This is a genomic window from Hymenobacter aquaticus, assembly GCF_004765605.1.
Classification (GTDB): domain Bacteria; phylum Bacteroidota; class Bacteroidia; order Cytophagales; family Hymenobacteraceae; genus Hymenobacter; species Hymenobacter aquaticus.
In genome coordinates, this window is record NZ_SRLC01000001.1 from 887,178 (window position 1) to 906,041 (window position 18,864).

The 18,864-nt window shown below is 61.1% G+C and carries 15 protein-coding genes and 1 riboswitch; of the genes, 5 read left to right on the forward strand and 10 right to left on the reverse strand.

What is annotated here, in order from left to right:
* Window positions 1–42: 42 nt before the first annotated feature.
* The 3 genes from E5K00_RS03605 to E5K00_RS03615 are packed head-to-tail and all read right to left on the reverse strand — an operon-like array spanning window position 43 to window position 2,643.
* The gene (locus E5K00_RS03605) at window positions 43–1,197 is read right to left on the reverse strand and encodes an outer membrane beta-barrel protein (RefSeq protein WP_135461770.1); all 1,155 of its coding nucleotides are present in this window, start codon (window positions 1,195–1,197) and stop codon (window positions 43–45) included.
* Window positions 1,198–1,217: 20 nt separating this feature from the next.
* Window positions 1,218–2,087 (reverse strand): hypothetical protein, encoded by an 870-nt coding sequence (locus E5K00_RS03610; RefSeq protein WP_135461772.1) that lies wholly within the window; start codon window positions 2,085–2,087, stop codon window positions 1,218–1,220.
* Window positions 2,068–2,643 carry an RNA polymerase sigma factor gene (locus E5K00_RS03615; RefSeq protein ID WP_135461774.1) on the reverse strand — a complete coding sequence of 192 codons (576 nt, stop codon included), beginning with the start codon at window positions 2,641–2,643 and terminating at the stop codon, window positions 2,068–2,070. Before E5K00_RS03615 ends, E5K00_RS03610 begins: the two co-directional genes overlap by 20 nt.
* Before the next feature lie 291 nt (window positions 2,644–2,934).
* Between E5K00_RS03615 and E5K00_RS03620 the strand changes: the two genes are divergently transcribed.
* On the forward strand, window positions 2,935–5,673 hold the full coding sequence (locus tag E5K00_RS03620; protein ID WP_167856740.1) for a T9SS type A sorting domain-containing protein: 2,739 nt from the start codon (window positions 2,935–2,937) through the stop codon (window positions 5,671–5,673).
* 491 nt (window positions 5,674–6,164) lie between these two features.
* Here E5K00_RS03620 and E5K00_RS03625 read toward each other — a convergent pair whose 3' ends face one another.
* The 3 genes from E5K00_RS03625 to E5K00_RS03635 form a co-directional block, all read right to left on the reverse strand.
* On the reverse strand, window positions 6,165–6,524 hold the full coding sequence (locus E5K00_RS03625; RefSeq protein WP_135461778.1) for a CoA-binding protein: 360 nt from the start codon (window positions 6,522–6,524) through the stop codon (window positions 6,165–6,167).
* 129 nt (window positions 6,525–6,653) lie between these two features.
* Window positions 6,654–8,231: an NAD(P)/FAD-dependent oxidoreductase gene (locus tag E5K00_RS03630; RefSeq protein WP_135461780.1), complete on the reverse strand. Its 1,578-nt coding sequence runs from the start codon at window positions 8,229–8,231 to the stop codon at window positions 6,654–6,656.
* Window positions 8,232–8,432: 201 nt separating this feature from the next.
* On the reverse strand, window positions 8,433–8,840 hold the full coding sequence (locus E5K00_RS03635) for an acyl-CoA thioesterase (protein ID WP_135461782.1): 408 nt from the start codon (window positions 8,838–8,840) through the stop codon (window positions 8,433–8,435).
* A 179-nt stretch (window positions 8,841–9,019) separates the two neighbouring features.
* Window positions 9,020–9,218: riboswitch (cobalamin riboswitch) on the reverse strand.
* 206 nt (window positions 9,219–9,424) lie between these two features.
* Between E5K00_RS03635 and E5K00_RS03640 the strand changes: the two genes are divergently transcribed.
* On the forward strand, window positions 9,425–10,699 hold the full coding sequence (locus E5K00_RS03640; protein ID WP_394346324.1) for an MFS transporter: 1,275 nt from the start codon (window positions 9,425–9,427) through the stop codon (window positions 10,697–10,699).
* A 5-nt stretch (window positions 10,700–10,704) separates the two neighbouring features.
* Here E5K00_RS03640 and E5K00_RS03645 read toward each other — a convergent pair whose 3' ends face one another.
* The 4 genes from E5K00_RS03645 to E5K00_RS03660 form a co-directional block, all read right to left on the reverse strand.
* On the reverse strand, window positions 10,705–11,520 hold the full coding sequence (locus tag E5K00_RS03645; RefSeq protein ID WP_167856741.1) for a M23 family metallopeptidase: 816 nt from the start codon (window positions 11,518–11,520) through the stop codon (window positions 10,705–10,707).
* A 127-nt stretch (window positions 11,521–11,647) separates the two neighbouring features.
* Window positions 11,648–12,598, reverse strand: coding sequence for a tetratricopeptide repeat protein (locus E5K00_RS03650; RefSeq protein ID WP_135461788.1), 951 nt, complete (start codon window positions 12,596–12,598; stop codon window positions 11,648–11,650).
* 98 nt (window positions 12,599–12,696) lie between these two features.
* Complete coding sequence (locus E5K00_RS03655; protein WP_135461790.1) at window positions 12,697–13,707, reverse strand: tetratricopeptide repeat protein; 1,011 nt, start codon at window positions 13,705–13,707, stop codon at window positions 12,697–12,699.
* Window positions 13,708–13,796: 89 nt separating this feature from the next.
* On the reverse strand, window positions 13,797–14,774 hold the full coding sequence (locus E5K00_RS03660) for a tryptophan 2,3-dioxygenase family protein (protein WP_135461792.1): 978 nt from the start codon (window positions 14,772–14,774) through the stop codon (window positions 13,797–13,799).
* Window positions 14,775–14,976: 202 nt separating this feature from the next.
* Between E5K00_RS03660 and sdaAB the strand changes: the two genes are divergently transcribed.
* The 3 genes from sdaAB to E5K00_RS03675 all read left to right on the forward strand — a co-directional run bounded on the left by sdaAB (window position 14,977) and on the right by E5K00_RS03675 (window position 18,728).
* Window positions 14,977–15,657, forward strand: coding sequence for an L-serine ammonia-lyase, iron-sulfur-dependent subunit beta (sdaAB, locus tag E5K00_RS03665; RefSeq protein ID WP_135461794.1), 681 nt, complete (start codon window positions 14,977–14,979; stop codon window positions 15,655–15,657).
* A gap of 38 nt (window positions 15,658–15,695) precedes the next feature.
* On the forward strand, window positions 15,696–17,237 hold the full coding sequence (locus tag E5K00_RS03670) for a TolC family protein (protein ID WP_135461796.1): 1,542 nt from the start codon (window positions 15,696–15,698) through the stop codon (window positions 17,235–17,237).
* A gap of 108 nt (window positions 17,238–17,345) precedes the next feature.
* Window positions 17,346–18,728: an efflux RND transporter periplasmic adaptor subunit gene (locus E5K00_RS03675; protein WP_135461798.1), complete on the forward strand. Its 1,383-nt coding sequence runs from the start codon at window positions 17,346–17,348 to the stop codon at window positions 18,726–18,728.
* The last annotated feature ends 136 nt before the right edge of the window (window positions 18,729–18,864 follow it).

An 18,864-nucleotide genomic window follows, 5' to 3' on the forward strand; every position in this document is an offset into this window, starting at 1 on the left:
CGGGGCACAGCGGCCCGAGTTGCTGCCCACGGTTACCAGCCGTTAGTCCAGAATCGAGATGCCGAAGCTGATGCTCTGGGCCTGGGGGCCGCGGTTGTTTTTGAACAGCTCGTTCATGTTGTACTTCACGAACAGGTCGATGCCCCGCACCCCGATCAGGCCCTGCACCCCGTACTGGAAGTCTTCCAGGTTGAAGCTGCCCCGGTCTTTGTCTTTGCGGGTGTTGCCTTCGTCTTCGTACTTAATCTTGGTGTGGCTGGCCAGGCGGTAGCCGCCGAAGCCCCCCACGCCGATGCGGAACGCGTCGTGCCCGGTTTTGTCCTGGAAGTTGAGCTTGGCCATCAAGGGCAGGTTGATGACGGTGGTGGCCAGCTTGCTTTTTTCCAGGCTCAGCAGCGGGTCCTGCACGATGGTGGTGCGGGAGTCGGGGGCCAGCAGGCGGCGGTTCTTGTCGAACATGTAGTTGTTGAAGGCCAGCTCGGGGCCCAGCACCAGAAACAGCGGGCTGCGGCGGCCACCCACCCGGATATCGTAGTGCCAGTTCAGGCTGACGTAGCGCGAGCCGGTGGGCTTCAGGTCAAACTCCTCTTCGGCCCGGCCCGAGCGGTTGGTCAGCGCGTTCAGGCCCAGGTCGAGGGAGAAGTTGCTGTGCACGGCGCGGTTGGCGTGCTCCTCGCGCTTGGCCCGGCGAGAAGCTTCCCGCAGCGAGTCGCCCCGGTGCGAATGGTCACGCTCGATGTTGATGGACACTTCGTCGTCTTCCTTTTTGTCGCCGTTCTTGGCACCTTCCTTCACCGAGATGCTGAACACCTGCCCAAACTTGTAGTTTTTCAGGGCCACTTTGGTGGCGGGCTCCTCGTTGCGCACCGTTATCCGGATCTGCTCGGGGGCCTGGGTGCCGGGCCGGTCTTTGGCGGGGTAAAACTCCATGGTCACGGGGCTGTTGCCGGCATTTTTGCTGGCCAGCTCGGCCTGGTGAATGTAGCGGTCCAGCAGGGCCATCAGCGAATCGAGACGGTAGGTACGCAGCTCGCGCAGTTGCTCCTTGTTCTTAGTGTAAAGGGTCATGGTGGCCTGGTTGGGCAGTTTCACCACGATGGTATCGTCGTTGGCCGGCTTAGAAGCGGCCTGGGAGCGGGAGGGAGCCGCCAGAACTGTCAGCAGCAGCAGGGCCAACAGGCAGGAAAAACGTTTCATGACGTAGGGAGTTGAAAATCTCAGAGTTGAATGACTTTGGTGGCCGAGTGATTGAACACGTTCACCTGAACGGTGACGGTTTCCGGCAACTCGACTTTGGGCAGCTTCACGCGGCCGTCTTTCACGGCCGTTTTAGCTTTGTGAAACAGGTTTTTGAGGTGCGAATCCGACTCGTAGCGGGGCTGCGCGTCCGCGGCGGCTACGACTACCGGTGCTTCCGTGCCGCGGTGCACTTCCACTTCGATAGCGCCCGTGGGGGCGGGGGAGACGGGGGTAGGCGTTGGGGTGGCGGCCACTTCCGGGGCTGAGCGGTGCTCCGGTTGCACCGAAACAGCGGCGGAAGCAACCTGGGCCACGGCCTGGGCCGGTACCGGCGCCGGGCCAGTGGCTGGGGTTGGTTTGGCGGCAGCCTGCGCGACCAGCCGGTTAACGGTAGCGGCGGGCCGGGAAGCCGGCTGCGACGTCCGGGCGCTGGTGGCTTGCTCTGCGGAAGCCGGAGTCGGAACCGGGGCGGCGGCTACTGCCGATGGGTTGGTCGGGTCTTCTAAGCGGCTAGATGGAAACGCCGGATCGGCGGTTGCCTGCGGGCCGGCAGATTTTTTTGCGGCACTTTTTTCTTCTCCCGTAACGGGGTTCGACTGCGGAGCCGAACCCGTAGTGCTAGCCAGCGTGCCGGCCGCGGGTTCGGTGCCGCTGGGGCGCAGCAGCCAGCCGCCGCCGGCCACGATGAGCAGGGCAATCATGGCCGCGGCGGCGTAGAGCCACATAGCCGGGCGCTTTTTGGCCGGCCGGATTTCTTCCTCCAGCTGGTTCCAGAGGTAGGCCGGCGGGGTGGGCGCGTGGTGCTGCAGCTGGTCGCGAAACAGCTTATCAATATCTTCCGGTTGCATAATATTCTTTCGGTGAGGAGGTGGAAGTGCTCAGGCTGACGGCGGCCAGGCGGCGCTGCAGCATGGCGCGGGCCTTGCTGAGCTGCGATTTGGAAGTGCCCTCGGAAATGCCCAGCAACTCGGCAATTTCGGGGTGGGAATAGCCTTCCAGGGCGTAGAGGTTGAACACGGTGCGGTAGCCGGCCGGCAAATCAGCCAGCAACGCCAGCAGATCGGCCGCGTTCAGGTTGCTTTCGGCCTCGGCGGCCGTGGCCGGCACGTCCGTCACCATGTCGTCGATGGCCAGGTGCAGGGGCTCTTTGCGGCGCAGCTGCCCCAGGGCCTCGTTCACCATAATCCGGCGGATCCAGCCCTCGAAGCTGCCCTCGTGCCGGTACTGATCCAGGGCCCGGAACACTTTGGCAAACCCACCCAGCATGGCTTCCTCCGCGTCTTCGCGGCGGCGCAGATACCGGATGCATACGCCCAGCATCATGCCCGCAAACCGCTCGTAGAGCAGTTTCTGGGCACGGCCACTGCCTTGGCGGCACGCAGCAATGAGGTCGGCGTCAGTCACGGGAAAAGCAGAGTAGAGTCGAACGATAGGAAGGTGTTTGGCGGGGTAGATGCGGCCGGCCGGGGCGGGGTTGCCTGGGAGGAAAAAATAATCAGCGGCTATGTGGTGGAGCCATCCAATCAAGCTTACATGGTGTCACATTTAAAGCCCTTATTTCCTTGTGCGTCTGTGGCAATGAGGTTAATTTTATTTGGAGTAATTGATTTACTGTCAATGATTTTGGTATAAATGTAACGTTGTTGAGAGGCCTTCTAATAGTTTTGATTTTTCCACTAGCATACTTCTTTTTTGATGAAAAAAACCTGTCTCTTTTTCTTGCTTATCGGCCTATGGATCAATGCTGTTCACGCGCAACATCCTCTGCCTGCTGCCCGAGAAGCACGACTGCAAAATGCTCTTCGTAAAGCTGTTACGAGTGTAGGCGTTTGTGGCGGTATGACTACTTCTGGAACCGCTACCATTCCGACGTACACGGAAGCCATGCGAACGGAAGACATTGCTTCCCTGAATTATATCGGCGCTGAGTTTATTGGCCGGGCCTCGAGTTGGTGGGGAGATACAAACTTTAACGATGTTTTTGACCCCACTAACACTGCCTACGAAGGCAGTGATAACGGGCATTTTGCACGAACGTATGCCAATAGTCAACGGCTGTTGGATGGCCATCCGGATAGAATCATTCAGGGAGCAGTGTTTGAAATTGTGAACGAGAATGTTAATAACATGTTGATTCCCAATTGGGTATGGAAAGGTTTTGGTTTGGATCCACCCACAACTCAGCAGAAATTCTGCCTGAGGGATATTGCCTTCGATTCTGCTTTCGATCCTAATGCAGGCGACAACGATCAGCCCTTCCAGGTGCCGGACGTAACGAAGCTGCAGGCGCGTATGTGGCTCTACTACAGGGCCTGCAGCTACATTGCGACCGATATAGAAGCCCTGCACATGGGCCAGTGGAATTTAATTGCAGCCCTTGATTCCGCTGGGCGGAACTCCACCGGAGCCTTGACGGGAAGAGCGAAGTATGCCTACACTAAAGATTTGTTTGACCGCATCAGAGCCTTTGCCGCGAATGGAGTAGCAGCACCCAATGGTTTTGCCCAGTACAATAATCGTCTGGGAGCACGAAAGGGGTACGTGTACCTCGACTGTCACAGCAAGAAAAAAATGCTGTACAATGGCTTGGTTGATCTGTTTGACTTCTACACCTATCCTCTCGGTGCCGAGGAGGTGATGACAATGACTCATCAGGATGCCAACGGTACGCTGCAAGCAGGCTCAAATAGCTTTTACCAGCAACCAGTTCAAGGGGTGCAACTTGTAATGAACGTGTGCAACTCGGGCTACTATGGCCCTTCCGGAAGAACGGACGGAAATGACCGGCTGCTGCTACTTGAACTAGATAATGGCGTGAGTTCCGCCGATGCTCCCAACCTAGCCCCCACGCGCATGTACGGTTGGGACGAAATCGCCTGGTTTACGAATCAGCCCCAAGCTTACCGCGCGGACCTGCTGCGCTATATCTATAGGTGGATGGCGTGTAACACGCCGAATGTGCATTTTCAAATGCCTGCGCGGCGCTCACACTACCGTTTCAATGCGACCCCTGCCAACACAGAACCCCAGCGAATCCTGGAGCTGTGGCGCGGAGACTATGATAATAACGATTCCTACGCGGCCGGTACCTTGTATACAGCGCCTAATACGCCGGCTCAATCCCAGAGCAACATTGCTATTGAGTCTGACGGCTCCATTTTTTGGTCCAGTGGTGGACAAATTCGCTTCGCCAGATGGGGTACGGAGCCAACCAATACGTCTCCCCATTGGATTCATGGTACCATTCCCAGCGTGACGAATGTGGCCGGCGATTTAGTGTTTTGTGAGAAGGGGCTACTCTTCTACCGCTCTACCTCAAACACAATTGACTACTGCCAGTACAATCCTAATAATACATGGACTCATTACTCCACTAGCTCTGCTACAAATGGAGTGACGGCAAACGTAGCCGGAAATCTGGTGGTTGAAGGCTCCGGTCCCATCCAAAATCGGGTGAATGGCCGCACCATTTTTTACCGAAGCACCGATAACAAGCTACAGTACATAAAGCAGAACGTGGCGAACAGGGTGTGGGAACACGTGGACTTGAGCCAATACGCGTCGCCGGTTGATGCGGTGGATGGCGCCATAGCGTGCCCCAATATGGGTACCATATTCTATATCTCAAACAATCGAATCAAAGCCCTGCGTTCATACGAATGGTCTTGGCAGGCGCCCGACAATCAGACGTCGGTCGTGGATGCATACAGTAGCTTGGCGGTAGAAAAAACCGATGATTCAGGAGCTGTTGTCCTCTACTACATTACTACGATGGGCAACGTTTATTACCTCAAGTACAATCATAATTACTCTGCGCCCCGGTGGGGTATTTTTTCGGAGCCCTACGTAACTCAGCAAGCTGGTCAGGCGGTTACGAACTCCCAAGATGCCTGGGGTAGCATTACCGTCGCCGGCAGCAGCTCCATCCTGTATGCTGGCTACAATAGCATCAAAAGTGTGCGCTACTGTAGTGGTGCCGTGAACAACGGCTGGCAGCGCGAAGAGTATAGCCAAGTCCAGAACTGCGCCTGGGGGCTGGTGCGACAACCTGATAACAGCATGTTCTACATCGGCCCCGGAAACAAAATTCATTACCTCACTTGGGAGGCAAATAAATGTACTCAGGCTTTTCCGTCACCCGGCGCCGTGCTGCAAGAAGAGCCTGCTATGGCTGCAGCCTCAAGTATGATCCGGCAAACGGATGTATATCCTAACCCTGTCAACATGGAATTGACTATTTCCCTGGCACAGGTCGTTGCGACCGATGAGTATTGTCAGCTCTATGATGCCTTGGGCAGGAAAGTCGCTGTCAGCAAGCGGCAGGACGATACGCACCAGTGGATTACCACCCGGCACATTCCGGCGGGCTTGTACTATCTGCGGGTCCAGGGCCGGGGCAACGTTGAAACACACAAAGTCCTGGTAGAGCACTAAGCATACTCTATCCATAGAGTAAAGCCTCGGCATCAGCCGGGGCTTTTTTATTTCGGTAATTGAAAAAGCTTCTGAGCGACAGCAGCTGGCCCGGCCTGTAGCCGCCCTATTGCGGTGCCAGCGTTGCTGGCTGCCACAGCGCCAGTTCGGTTTGTAGAGGTAGAGGGCTGGCAAAGGCATGGGCCCGCACGTTGTTCAGCGAGCCGGGCGGGTAGTGCAGTTCCACGTCAAAGCCGCTGTCAGGACTCGGATAAAAATACAGGAAGACACCCCCGGTCGTGCGCCGGCACCAGCTCAGATATGCGCCTCAATATTTAGTTAAGGGCTGTTTCCTGTCAGCAGCCGACGCATTAAATTCAGTTAGGGTCATGCTGCAGCGGTACAAAAAAAGCCCTCCGCTACGAAGGGCTTTTTTTGTACCGCCCACTGTCCAGTCGCATGCCGGGAGTAGCTGAGCTTGGTATTGCTTGCTGAAAAACAGGATAAGTAAATCAATAATTGCCGATGCTGAGCATGACCAGCGTGCAGGCTTCCTCGGTCCGGATGCCGCGCTGCTGGGCCAGGCGCTCCAGCTCCAGGTTCTCGGTGCCGGGGTTGAAGATGATGCGCTTGGGCTGCAGATCGAGGATGTAGTCGTACCAGGCGGGCTGGTTTTGCGGGCCCACGTACAGGGTCACGGTATCAATGTCGCCGGCTTGGGGCCGGTCGGTGTGAATGTCGAGGCCGGCGACCTGGCCTTTACGGATGCCGACGGGCACCACGGGGTGGCCGTGCTGCTTGAGCTGGTGCACGGCGCGGTAGGAATAGCGGGCCGGATTGTCGCTGGCGCCGAGAACAAGGGTCTTTTTCATCTTAATTGATGGTTGTTTGTCTTTGGTTTTTGGCCACAGTCTCAAGCTGGTTGGGCTGAGCTGGGGCAGGCGCTACGAAGGCGTTAGGTCTTAAACGGATTCTGGCGCCAAAAAATCAAAAAACCACCCCTAAAAACGAGAAACCAGGGCCGCCACGGCCTCGGCGCACCGCTCCCCATCCATGGCCGCCGACACGATGCCGCCCGCGTAGCCGGCGCCTTCGCCGCAGGGAAACAGGCCCTGGGTTTCGGGGTGCTGCAAGGTGGCCGGGTCGCGGGGGATGCGCACCGGGGCCGAGGTGCGGCTTTCCACGCCCACAATCTGGGCCGCGTTGGTGGCGTAGCCGGGAATCTTGCGGCCGAAGTTCTCGAAGCCCTGCCGCAGCCGGGCCGCCAGCCCCGGGCCCAGCACCTGGTCCATCGGCACCGACACGAGGCCGGGCTGGTAGGACGTATCCAGCAGTTCGGCGGAAACTTTGCCTTGCAGGAAGTCGCCCAGGCGCTGGGCGGGGGCCAGCTGGGTGTTGCCGGCCAGCTGGCAGGCGCGCTGCTCAATCTGCTGCTGCAAATGCAGGCCGGCCAGGGCGCCGTAGCGCTTCAGGTCCATGTCTTCCAGCTCAATGGCCGTCACGATGCCGGAGTTGGCGTAGCGCGAGTCGCGGCGGCTGGGGCTCATGCCGTTCACCACCACCTCGCCGGGCGCCGTGGCGGCCGGCACGATAAAGCCGCCGGGGCACATGCAAAACGAAAATACGCCCCGCTGCTTGCCCTGCCACTGGGTTTGGTGTACCAGCGAGTAGGATGCTGCCGGCAGCGGGCCCCGGTCGCGGCGGCGGTACTGGGCCTGGTCGATGAGCTCCTGCTGATGCTCGACGCGCACGCCCAGGGCAAATGGCTTGGCCTCGATGCGCACGCCGCGCCGGTGCAGCAGCTCGTAGATATCCCGGGCCGAGTGGCCGGTGGCCAGAATCACGCCGTCGGCTTCCAGGGCCGCGCCGGCGGCCGTCACCACCCCGCGCAGGTGGTTGCCGTCCAGAATAAGGTCCGTGACGCGGGTATCGAAGTGCACCTCGCCGCCGGCTTGCCGCACCGAGTCGCGCAGGGCGGCCACTACCAGCGGCAGCTTGTTGGTCCCGATGTGGGGGTGGGCATCGACCAGAATGTCGGTGGTCGCGCCGTGCTGCACCAGTATTTTAAGGATGCGCTGAATGTCGCCGCGCTTGGTGGAACGGGTGTAGAGCTTGCCGTCGGAGTAAGTGCCCGCCCCGCCTTCGCCGAAGCAGTAGTTGGAGTCGGGATTCACGAGGTGCTCCTTATTGAGCGCCGCTAGGTCGCGGCGGCGAGTGCGCACGTCTTTGCCCCGCTCCAGTATGATGGGTTTGATACCCAGCTCAATGGCCCGCAGCGCGGCAAACAAGCCCGCCGGACCCGCGCCCACAATCAGCACCGAGCGGCGCGCCCGGCTTACATCGGGGTACTGAAACCAGGGGCCGAATAAGTCGGTGGGCGGGGCGGTGCGCCAGATGTCGGCCCGCAGGCGCACCAGGGGCTGCCGGCCCCGGGCGTCGATGCTGCGCTTGCGCAGGTGCACAAAGTCGGCCTGGCCGGGCTGCAGGCCGGCGGCGGCCAGCAGGGCGCGGTAGCGCGCGTACTCGTCGTAGGCCACTTCCGGGGGAAGCAGGGCCTCAATTTCCTGTTTTTCGGACATAACGGGTGAAAGGTGTTTAGCCTTTAGACCTTCTTGGTAAAGGAGCTTTTCGGGGCAAAGATACGCAAGCCGGAGAGTTGTTCAGTGAATCGTCATGTCGACCAGCGGGAGACATCTCGCGTGCTGACGTCTGATTACTTATCAACGAAGCCACGCGAGATGTCTCCCGCTGGTCGACACGACAATTAATCACTAACCAAACTACTCGGCTGCAACGGCTTCGGGCAGAATCCGCACCGGGCGCTTTTCGTGGTCGATGGCCACGAAGGTGAACGTGCCCGTCACGGCTTTGGTGCGCTCCTCGGAGTACATCTGCTCCACGAACAAGTCGACGCGCACCTGCAGGCTGGTGTTGCCCACGCGCACCACGTTGCCGATCAGCTCGACGAGGGTGCCGCCGGGAATGGGGTGGGTGAAATCGACTTTGTCGCTGGACACGGTGACCATCTTCAGGCGCGAAAAGCGGGTGGCCGTGATGAAGGCCACTTCGTCCATCATGTGGAGCGTGGCGCCGCCAAAGAGCGTGTCGTAGTGGTTGGTGGTGTTGGGGAATACCGCTTTGAAAATACGCGTTTCGGCGCGGGCAATTTTCTCGTCGAGCGTGAGCATAGGACTGGGAAAAGGAGGAAAAGAAACGTCCTGCGGTCGATTTTTCCGGCCGCCCGTGCCCTATTCATCCTTATCGAGAAAAAGCAGCCCCAACGGCGGCCCGGCGCGCCAAAACGCCCGGCACCCGCCGCCCGAAACCCACCAGCACCCGACAAGGACCCCATAGCGCGAGGGCAGCCTTATCATTGCGGCGCGGGGCAGGTCTCCTGACTTATACCGGTTTTCACCGCCCTTCTCACCCCGGCTGGCAGGCGGAGCAATGGGCTGTAGCAGGGTGAAAACCAACTTGGTACTTACAGTAGCGCGTCTGTCCGGGATTCGCACCCGGTTCCCTATTAATTCCGGTATTACCCGGAAACCCTGCGCCGTCTGATTGAAATCAAACCAAGAACAACGGCGGCAAAGGTAGGAGTTTCGGCGGGCCGGGCTACCTTGGCCGGCTGTAGTAGCGCGAACTGTGTAGCTCGCGCCCCGGAACGACTGTTGTCCGACTGGCGCGGGGACGCGGACTACACAGTTCGCGCTACGTTCTTTTCCTCATTTCTATGTCCGAAACCCTTCCCGCCGCGCCGCCCGCCCGCAGCATGGCGTCCCGCATCCAGTCCATCGTCAGCGGCTCCATCGGCAACCTGGTGGAGTGGTACGACTGGTACGTGTACTCGGCTTTTTCCCTGTATTTCGCCCCCGCGTTTTTTCCCAAGGGCAACCTCACGGCCCAGCTGCTGAACTCGGCCGCCGTGTTTGCCGTGGGCTTTCTGATGCGGCCGTTGGGCGGCTGGCTGATGGGTGTGTATGCCGACCGGCACGGGCGCAAGGCGGCCCTGGTCGTGTCGGTGCTGCTGATGTGCGGCGGCTCGCTGCTGATTGCCCTTACGCCCGGCTACGAGCAGATTGGGGTGGCCGCACCGGTGCTGCTGGTGCTGGCCCGCCTGCTGCAGGGCCTGAGCGTGGGCGGCGAATACGGTACCTCGGCCACCTACCTGAGCGAAATGGCCGACAGCAAAAACCGGGGCTTCTTCTCCAGCTTTCAGTACGTGACGCTGCTGGGCGGGCAGCTGCTGGCCTTATCGGTGCAGCTGGTATTGCAGCGGACGCTGAGCGAGGCGCAAATGTACGGCTGGGGCTGGCGGGTGCCGTTCGTCATCGGGGCGGCGGCGGCCCTGGTGGCGCTGTATCTGCGGCGGCACATGGACGAAACCGACTCGTTTGTCAAGCAGGAGCAGCGGGCAGAAACGCAGCCGCAGGAGCCGGGTAAGCTGGAAGTGCTGCTGCGCTACCCCAAGGAAATCCTGACCGTGGTGGGCCTCACGCTGGGCGGCACCATCGTGTTTTACACCTTCACGACTTACGCCCAGAAGTTTCTGGTGAATACCGCTGGCTTCAGCAAGGCCCAGGCTTCCTGGATTTCCTTTGTCACGCTGGCCGTGGCCCTGGTGTTGCAGCCCTTGTTCGGAGCCTTGTCCGATAGGGTGGGGCGGCGGCCGGTGCTGCTGTTTTTTGGCGTCGGGGCCACGCTCGGCACCGTGCCGCTGATGACCCTGCTGGGCCGCGCCCATTCGGAATGGGCGGCCCTGGGCCTGCTCATCATTGCCATGATTATTATGAGCGGTTACACGTCCATCAACGCCGTGGTGAAGGCCGAGCTGTTCCCGACGGCCATCCGGGCCCTGGGCGTGGGGTTGCCCTACGCGCTGACCGTCGCCATTTTCGGGGGCTCGGCCGAGTACGTGGCGTTGCAGGCCAAGCAGCTGGGCGTGGAAACCTGGTTTTACTGGTACGTGACGTTCTGTGCCGCGCTTTCCCTGCTGGTCTACTGGCGCATGCCCGACACCCAGCGGGCCGGGCGTATGGAGAGCTGAGCGGGTTAAGGTAGGGTGACCGTCTGGCCCGTTTTCAGGTAGTGGCCGGGGCTTGTAGCAGTCTGAAATAGGGTTGGCACCATGCGCGGATCAGGTTCGGCGCTGTATTGCACACTAAACCCTAAGCAGGGCTGCCGCACCCAGCCGGTGTTGCCGGAGAAACCCAGTACGTCGCCCTGGTTGACGCGCTGGCCCTTCTGCACCGCCGCTCCGTGCTGCCGAAAGTGCGTGTACACCGCGTAGGTCCCGTCGTCGTGAAACACTACTATCATATTGGCATCATACCGGCGGCCCCGGCCCCCAGATTTGTCGGAATCCTGGCGGACGTAGGTTACGATGCCGGTCCGGGCCGCGCACACGGGCGTGTTCTCGGGCAGCCCGAATATAACATGAGTGCTCCAGAGCTTACCCTGGGTGGAGTCGACGGCCGTGGCTTGCAGCACGGTGCTGGTGGTTCCCGTTTGAAAAGGCAACCGATATACGAAGCTGGTGTCGGGCTTCTTGCCGTTGCAGATGCCCAGCTGCGCCCCATACCAGTATTTGTACGTGTGGGTCAGGTACTGCTCTTTTGGGGTGAAGTGAGCAATGACGCGGGGCTTGGAGGAAGGAAATACCACAATTTTGGCGGGCAGGGCCACGTCACTGGTCATGTGCAGCAGCTCGGCTTCCAGAAAGATCGTGCAGGGGGCAAATTCCCGGTTTGTGGCCGTCAGCACCGTACTGCCGTCCTTGTATTTTACTTCCTCCACTGCAATCTGAGGCCCGGGCTCCTGCTGGGCAAACCCGGCAAACCCTGAAAGTAGCAGGAGGATACAGCTCAATAAGCGGGGCATCGGGATACGGCAAAAGGGTATAATACTACCCCGAAGAAACGCCACCCGATCGGAATAACCTACTGCCCCGGGCGCCGGGCCCCGCAGCTACGGGGCCCGGCGCTACCAGCCCCGCCTAGCGGCAGTGTTCCTTGATGATGCGCTTAAGCTCCTTTTCGCCCACGGCCGCGTCGCCCCACTTCAGCGCCTGCCGCAACGACTCGCAGGCGCTGGGGTCCGCCAGCTTGATCTGGGCAATGCCGACCATGCGGTAAAACTGGCCTTTGTCGAGGAAGTCGGCCATTTCCAGGCATTTATTGTAGTCGGCCACGGCCTGGGCCAGCTGGCCCTGCTGCTCGTAGGCAAGGCCCCGGGCGGCGTAGGCATCCAGGTAGCGCGCGTTCAGCCGGATGGCCTGGGAGTAGGCGGCCACCGCCCGGGCGTAGTCCTGGCGGGCGTAGGCCAGCTGGCCCAGGCTCAGGTGCGTCACCGAGTCGCGGGGGTTCAGGGCCAGGGCTTTCTGCAGCTGCTGCCGGGCTTTGGCGCTGTCCTGCAGGGCGCCGTAGGCCGTGCCCAGCATGCGGTAGGCGCTGGCGTTATCGGGGTCGAGGCGCACGACCTGCTGGTAGGAGGCCAGCACGCCGGCCTGGTCGCCCAGCTTTTCCTGCAAATCGGCCAGGCGCACGTAGTAGGTCAGGGCCCCGCGGTTTTGCGGGTCGCGCTGCTGGGCCAGGGCCAGGTAGTGCTCGGCCTGGGCCGGGGTGCCGCGCCGGGTGAGGTAGGCGCTCAGGCCGTAAAACACGTTGGCACTGGCCGAGTCCAGCAGCCAGGCGCGGTTGTAGCTCTGCAGGGCTTGCCCGTATCTTTCCTGGTAAAAGGCGCTCCAGCCCTCGTCCACGTAGGTTTCGGAGGCGGCGGCCCGGGTTTTGTACTGCTTCAGGGCCTGGGCCACGAAGGCCTCATCGGCCTGGCGCTGGGCGGCCGTCGGGGGCCGGCCGGCGTAGCGGGGCTTTTCGGGCGCGTCGTCCTGGGCCCGGCAGGGCTGCAGAAGGCATACAAATACCAGGAAGAGTAGTGCCTTTCTCATACGTAGCGCGGCGGTAAGGAGTGGAATACCCGCCTACTACGTCGGGGCGGCGGCGAAGATGCTTGCGCCCGGGTTTTTACGCGGGCTCAGGGCGGCTTCTAGCGGCAATTGCTTTTCATCAGCCGGCGTATCTGCTTTTCCCCGTCGGGCGTCACGGCTACCAGCAGCGCTTGTTGCCAAGCGGCACAGGCCCCCTTCTTATCGTTGGCTTTGAGCTTGGCATGCGCCATCATCAAGTAAAATTCCCCTTGGTCGCGGGGCGCTACCAAACCCAGGCACGTTTGCCAATCGGCAATGGCCGCGGCCAGGTTGCCCGCGTCGGCATACGCCAGGCCCCGGTTGGCGTAGGCGCTGACGTAGTGGGGGTTGATACCAATAGCCCGCGTAAAATCGGCTATGGCCTGGGGGTAGGCTTTTTGCTGGTAGCGTACCCAGCCCCGATCCAGAAAGGAAACCGAATCCTGCGGGTTCAGCTCGACAGCCCGACTCAGGTGGTGGCTGGCGCGGACTGTATCTTGCTGCTGCATAAAAAAGTAGCCCATGCGGCTGTGCGCAGAAGCGTTGTCGGCATCCAGCGCCAGAATCCGCTGGTTGGTCGCAATGGCCCCCGCGTAGTCGCGGCGCACCGATTGCCCGTAGGCCAGGCTGGCGTAGTACCTTAGCAGGGCCGCGTTGCCTTGGTCGTGGCGCTGAGCCAGCTGCTCATACTGAGTTGCCTGCACTGGGCGGGCCAGCTGGTGCAGGTAGGCGCTGAAGCCGTAATACACGTCCGCCGACGTCGAATCCAGGAGCCACGCCTGGTTGAAGCGCTTAATGGCCGTCGGCAGGTGGCCGGTGGCCAGGTAATGCCAGCCAAAGTTGACGTGGGCCTGAGCCGCCGCCGGGGCGTTGCCATACTGCCGCAAAGCTTCCGCCACAAACGTTTTGTCGGCCTCCAGCTGCTGCGCCGTCTTGACCAGCCCCCCGTAGCGGGGCCGCTCGTTGAGGCGGTTCGGGGCGAGAAGCGCATCACTCTGCGCGTAGCGGGGCCCGGTGCCGCTCGTAGTTTGCGCGCCGGCCGTGAGGCTGCCGAGGAACATTCCGGCCAGGATACAGTAGTTTTTGAGCATAGGTATAGCAGCGTCTTAATGTGGTAGCGGTAAGTACCTAAAAAAAACCGGCACCCAGCGCCGTAAAGCTGAGTGCCGGATGTAAAAAGCTAACCGTGGGCTTCTTCCAGAATGCTTTCCACCCAGCTTTTGCCCCAGTCTTCCAGCTCCTGCGCGCTCCAGAGCTGGGGGTAGAAAATGCGCTTCTGGAACTTGGGAGGCAGGTATTTCTTCCAGTTGGTGCCGCCCGTGGCGGCCAGGGCCGTCGGGTCGCGCTCCAGGTAGCGGACCGCCGACTTAAAGTGCATCAGCGGCCAGTTGATGTTCACGTTGGTGTCCAGTAGCTTGAGCTGGCGCAGCAGGCGGGGGTGCTGCTGGTCTTCCGCGCTCAGGTGCTGCACCACGGTCCACACGTTGCGGTCCTGGTACTGGGCCGCGTGCTGGCTGAGCTGCTGGGTGTACTTCTCCTCGAACTGAATCAAAGTCAGGGCTTTGACCCCGGTTTCCTCGATGGTGGCCCCGGCTTTCCAGTAGATGCAGCCCATCAGCTCGTCGTGGGCGGCGGCCTCGCCCAGCAGGCGGCGCTTTTCCTTGTTGAGCAGGTTGTCGAGCGAGGTAGAGGCAATTTCAATCATGCGGTACTGCACGCTCTGAAAGCCCGAAGCGGGCATCAGGGCCATGCGAAACTGCAGAAACTGGCTTTTGTCCATGCCGTCGACCATCACGTCGAACGAGTCAATCAGGTTCTCGAAGTAGCGGTTGATGCGGCCCAGGCGCAAGACCAGCTCGCCCACGGTGGGCTCCCGGAGCTGCCCGATCTGCTCGTACTCGCAGAGGCAGAGCTTGAAGTAGAGCTCCGTAATCTGGTGGTACATGATAAAAATCCGCTCGTCGGGAATCTGGGTGAGGGGGCGCTGCAACGAGAGCAGCGTGTCCAGCTCGATGTAGTCCCAGTAATTGACGTAATCGGCGTGGTAAAGGCCTTCGAGGTAGCCGGCGAGGTCTTGGCCGTCGGCCGCGTACTTCTGCTGCAAACGGCGCAGCTGTTCGAGCACGGCGGGCGAAAATTCGTCCTGTGGCAGAGACATTGGGTGGATGGTTGGAGGCGGGAGAGAAAAGCCGTTTGGGTGGAAACGGAAGCACAAGGAACGAAAAAGCCGCCGAATCTGCCAGTTGCAGGCAACCCTAGGCCCGCCACAACCATCTACTGAGCGAAACCGGGCCGGGCTCTTACGTAACCCCGGCCCGTTTGGTTGGTATCCCGCCCAAAACCCCTACTTTTAGCCCACTATGGCCGAAAAGAGCAGTATTTTTGACATGATTGGGCCGGTGATGATCGGGCCCAGCAGTTCGCATACGGCGGGGGTAGTGCGCATTGCCGGCGCCGCCATCCGCATTCTGGGCTCGTTGCCCACGCATGCCACCATTACGTTCTACAACTCCTTTGCCCGCACCTACGAAGGCCACGGCTCCGACCGCGCCATCGTGGCCGGCCTGCTGGGCATGGCCACCGACGACAAGCGCATCCGCGACGCCTTCGAGCACGCCCGGGAGGCGGGCCTGCAGTACACGTTCCAGAGCGTGGGCAACGCCTCGACCATGCACCCCAACACCATCCGCCTGCAGCTGCGCGACGAGCGCACCGGCCACAGCGTGGAGGTCATCGGCCAGAGCCGCGGGGGCGGGGTTATCCGCATCGTGGAGGTCGACGGGTTTCCGTCCGATTTCTCGGCTTCCCTGCACACGCTCATCGTCGACGCCGACGACCGGACCGGCTCCATTGCCTTCATTGCCAGCGTTATTGCCCACGACGACTGCAACATCGCCACCATGTTCGTTTCGCGCAAGGGCAAAAACGACGCGGCCCGGCAGTTCATCGAAATGGATTCGGGCATCAAGCAAATCACCCTGGAGTACCTGCGGCAGCTGAGCTGGGTACACCGCGTCACTTATATTCCTAATATTGAATAATTAAATTCCGGTCGTAGCTTTCCGCGGCCCTCTTCGCTATGAAAACACCTCGTACCCCGTTTTTGCGCCGGCTAGCCACCACCAGCGCCGGTGCCCTGCTGCTGAGCGCGGCCGGGCTGCCCGCCCTGGCCCAAACGGCCCCGCCCGCCCAGCCCCCGGCCGGCACGCTGCCCGCCGCCGCTCCCAGCGGCCCCTACACCCTGCAGCGCGCCATCGACGTGGCCCTGCAAAACAACCTGACCATCCGCCAGCAGCAGCTCACGGTCGAGAATACCGACGCGGTGCTGCGCCAGAGCCGGGCGGCCTTGCTGCCCTCGGCCAATGCCAGCGCCACCCAGAGCTGGAACTACGGCACCAACGTGGACCCGCTGACCTTTCAGTTTCAGGACCAGACCACCCGGAACAACAACTTTTCGCTGGCCTCCCAGGTCACGCTGTTTTCGGGCTTCCAGCTGCGCAACACCATCAAGCGCAACCAGCTCGACTACCAGGCCGGCCTGAGCGACATTGAGAAGTCGCGCAACGACATATCCCTGAACGTGGCCTCGTCGTTTCTGCAGCTGGTGCTGGCCCAGGAAATCGTGCGGGCCAACGAGGCGCGCGTCAACAGCAGCCAGCAGCAGGTGGCCCGTACCCAGAAGCTGCTCAAAGCTGGCAGCGTGGCCGAAAGCAACCTGCTCGACAGCCAGGCCCAGCTGGCCTCCGACGAGCTCAACGTCATTACGGCCCAAAACCAGGTGGCTTTCTACAAGCTCCAGCTGGCCCAGCTCTTGAACCTGGCCACGCCCACGGGCTTCGAAATTGACGTGCCCGCCCTGCCCGACCCCGACGAGGAGGTCCGGTTCGTAGCCAACCCCGACGGCACGTACCAGACGGCCCTGGGGCTGATGCCCGAAATCAAGGCGGCCGACCTGCGGGTGCAAAGCTCGCTGCGCACCGTGGAAGTGGCCCGCGGTGCCTTTTACCCGCGCCTGACCTTCGGCGGAAGCCTTTTCTCGGGCTATTCTTCCTCGCGGACTACCCCGGTGTTTACCGGGGAGCTGGAAGAGGCCGGGCAGTTTCCGCTGTTCACGGTCGATCCGATAACCCAAATCCGGACGCCGGTGCCCAACACCTACGCGGTGGCCTTTCAGCCGGGCTACAAAAGTCTGCCCGACGGCTTCATCAACCAGCTTAAAAATAACTACGGCAAGCAGCTGCAGTTTTCCCTCAGCGTGCCGATTCTCAACGGCTTCCAGGTGCGCACCAACGTGCAGCGCTCCGAAATCGGGGTAAAGCAGAGTGAGCTGCGGGCCGAGCAGACCCGCCTGGAGCTGCGCCAGAGCATTCAGCAGGCCTACGCCGACGCCGTGGCGGCCCAGCGGCGCTACTCGGCGGCCAAGCGCCAGACCGAAGCCCTGAGCACGGCCTACCGCAACGCCGAAATCCGCTTCAACAACGGCCTGCTCAACGGCACGGACTTCAACATCGCCAAAAACAACCTCTACGGGGCCGAATCGAGCATGATTCAGGCCAAATACGAGTTCATCTTCCGGCGCAAAGTGCTGGATTTCTACGAAGGCCGTGGTCTGGGTTTGTAATCTGATTGTATCCTGACCAGAAGCCAGTAGCCCGGAAATTTCAGCCGGGCTACTGGCTTCTTCCTTTTTTTGCCCCAACTTTCCGCCGATTCGCCTCCTGATTTACACATGAAAAATAACCGCTTACTGTACATTCTTCTCGCCCTCGTCGTGGTGATGATCGGCGGCTTTATGTTTGCCAAAAAGAAGGGCTGGGTGGGCCAGCCGGCCGGCACCGAGGTCATGACGGCCAAGGCCGCGCCTACAACCATCGTGGAGAAGGTCAGCGCCTCGGGCAAGATTCAGCCCGAAACCGAAGTGAAAATCTCGCCCGACGTGTCCGGCGAAATCATTGAGCTGTATGTAGCCGAGGGCGACTCGGTGAAGAAGGGCCAGCTGCTGCTGCGCATCCGCCCCGACAACTACCAGGCGATGGTGAACGTGCAGTCGGCCACGGTGGGCACCCAGCGCGCCAACGTGGGCCAGACCCAGGCCCGGTTGCAGCAGCTCATCGCCTCGGCCAAGCAAACCGAGCTGACCTACCGCCGCAACGCCTCGCTCTACAAGCAGAAGGTGATTTCGCAGGCCGACTACGAAGCCAGCAAAGCCGCCTACGACGCCTCGCAGGAGGAAATCAACTCGGCCCGCCAGAGCATCCGGGCGGCCCAGAGCAACGTGCAGAGCGCCCAGGCCAGCCTGGAGGAAGCCCGCAAAAACCTGAACAAAACCACCATTTACGCGCCCGTGAGCGGCACGGTGAGCAAGCTCAACGTGGAGAAAGGCGAGCGGGTAGTCGGTACGTCGCAGATGGCCGGTACCGAAATCATGCGCATCGCCAACCTCAACTCGATGGAAGTGCGGGTGAACGTGAATGAAAACGACATCATCAACGTGCACCTCGGCGACTCGGCCGACGTGGAAGTGGACAGCTACGCCAGCAAGGACGAGAAGTTCCGGGGCCTGGTGACCAGCATTGCCAACACGGCCAAGGACGCGCTGACGGCCGAAGCCGTTACCGAGTTCGAGGTGCGCATCCGCCTCTTGCCCGAGTCGTACCGCCACCTGGTGCGCACGGTGCAGGGCCGCACCGTGGTGCCGTTCCGCCCCGGCATGACGGCCTCCGTCGACGTCATTACCGACCGGAAAAGCAACGTGCTGAGCGTGCCCCTGGCCGCCGTCACGACCCGCTCCGACAGCACCCTGGCCCAGAACAAGCCCGCGGAAAAAGGCGCGGCGGTGCCGGTCAGCAACAAGCCCGCGCCCAAAACCGAAATTCAGGAAGTCGTCTTCGTGGTGCGCAACGGCAAGGTGGTGCTGACGCCCGTGAAAACCGGCATCAGCGACTTCGCCAACATCGAAATCCGCAGCGGCCTGCAGGCCGGCGACGAGGTGGTGAGCGGGCCGTTCCGGACCGTGGCCAAAACCCTGAAGGATGGGGGCCAGGTGGTGGTGAAAGATGCCAAAACCATCAACAAGGCCGCCCTGAAGGAAGAGCCCGAAGAAGGCAAGTAAGCGGCCCGGGGCGGCTAATGCCAACGGGCGCGTGCCAAACGCTAACAGTCGCGTTTTCGGTTAGTTGGGAGGCTGGGAGCAGGTACTGCTTCCGGCCTCTCATTTTTTTTGCCTAAACTCGGCTCCCTGACTCCCT

Excerpts from the sequence above, each read along its gene's own strand:
- E5K00_RS03655 (WP_135461790.1), bottom strand. The coding sequence starts at position 13,707 with ATGCTCAAAAACTACTGTATCCTGGCCGGAATGTTCCTCGGCAGCCTC.
- E5K00_RS03670 (WP_135461796.1), top strand. The coding sequence starts at position 15,696 with ATGAAAACACCTCGTACCCCGTTTTTGCGCCGGCTAGCCACCACCAGC.
- E5K00_RS03650 (WP_135461788.1), bottom strand. The coding sequence starts at position 12,598 with ATGAGAAAGGCACTACTCTTCCTGGTATTTGTATGCCTTCTGCAGCCC.
- E5K00_RS03640 (WP_394346324.1), top strand. The coding sequence starts at position 9,425 with ATGGCGTCCCGCATCCAGTCCATCGTCAGCGGCTCCATCGGCAACCTG.
- E5K00_RS03625 (WP_135461778.1), bottom strand. The coding sequence starts at position 6,524 with ATGAAAAAGACCCTTGTTCTCGGCGCCAGCGACAATCCGGCCCGCTAT.
- E5K00_RS03675 (WP_135461798.1), top strand. The coding sequence starts at position 17,346 with ATGAAAAATAACCGCTTACTGTACATTCTTCTCGCCCTCGTCGTGGTG.
- E5K00_RS03610 (WP_135461772.1), bottom strand. The coding sequence starts at position 2,087 with ATGCAACCGGAAGATATTGATAAGCTGTTTCGCGACCAGCTGCAGCAC.
- E5K00_RS03660 (WP_135461792.1), bottom strand. The coding sequence starts at position 14,774 with ATGTCTCTGCCACAGGACGAATTTTCGCCCGCCGTGCTCGAACAGCTG.
- E5K00_RS03630 (WP_135461780.1), bottom strand. The coding sequence starts at position 8,231 with ATGTCCGAAAAACAGGAAATTGAGGCCCTGCTTCCCCCGGAAGTGGCC.
- sdaAB (WP_135461794.1), top strand. The coding sequence starts at position 14,977 with ATGGCCGAAAAGAGCAGTATTTTTGACATGATTGGGCCGGTGATGATC.
- E5K00_RS03605 (WP_135461770.1), bottom strand. The coding sequence starts at position 1,197 with ATGAAACGTTTTTCCTGCCTGTTGGCCCTGCTGCTGCTGACAGTTCTG.
- E5K00_RS03635 (WP_135461782.1), bottom strand. The coding sequence starts at position 8,840 with ATGCTCACGCTCGACGAGAAAATTGCCCGCGCCGAAACGCGTATTTTC.
- E5K00_RS03620 (WP_167856740.1), top strand. The coding sequence starts at position 2,935 with ATGAAAAAAACCTGTCTCTTTTTCTTGCTTATCGGCCTATGGATCAAT.